Source organism: Campylobacter sp. CNRCH_2013_0855, assembly GCF_025773025.1.
Taxonomy (GTDB): domain Bacteria; phylum Campylobacterota; class Campylobacteria; order Campylobacterales; family Campylobacteraceae; genus Campylobacter_D; species Campylobacter_D jejuni_C.
In genome coordinates this window covers 1-720 of the sequence record NZ_JAKMTE010000056.1, presented here as the reverse complement: position 1 = coordinate 720, position 720 = coordinate 1, and the positions used below count along the sequence as shown (strand labels likewise).

Here is a 720-nt window from a genome sequence, read left to right as displayed (position 1 = left end):
GAAACAAATGGATTTATTAGTAGTATTAATTTGAATAATGCAAAGATAAATACTTTAAACAACCATGGTAATATCTTAAGTGGTAGTAGTGGAATTAAAGTTGATAAATACTCAACCATAAATACAATTAGTAATAGTGGAATAATTCAGTCAAATTCTAATGGTCGGGTTGAAGGTGGAATATTAATTAGACAATATAGTAAAGTTGATAATATAATCAATAATGGATTGATTCAAAATCAAAATAGTAATAAATCTGGTGCTATATATTTTTATGCCGGACATTTTAACACGCTTAATAATGGCAAGAATGGAACGATAATTAATAAAAATGGATTTGGGGCTATTGTATTAGAGAGAGTTAGTGGTCATGCTAGCACAGGCGATTTACTAGATAATAAAGGGACAATTATATCAAATACAAATGGAATAGTTGCGATTATCGAAGGAGAAATTAAAACTATTAACAATGAAGGTACTATTTTAGCCAACACCTCAGCTATAGATTTTGGAAAAGGTAAAATTGAGACAATTTTAAATAATGGTGTTATGCAAGGTGGTAAAAATGGTGTAATTTTAAATAGTGTTAAAACTATTGAAAATAAAGGAACAATACTAGGTCAAAGCGGTGTTGGTATTTCTATAAATGGAAATGTAAAAGATTATATTAAACTTGAGGGTGAAAAATCTCTTATAGCGGGTGGTAGTGTAGGTATTCAA

General features: G+C 28.8%; 1 protein-coding gene. It reads left to right on the top strand.

Annotation, left to right across the window (positions count from 1 at the left end):
• Positions 1-720 (top strand): hypothetical protein (locus L8X40_RS08400; protein ID WP_263667688.1); only part of this gene is annotated, 720 nt, incomplete at both ends.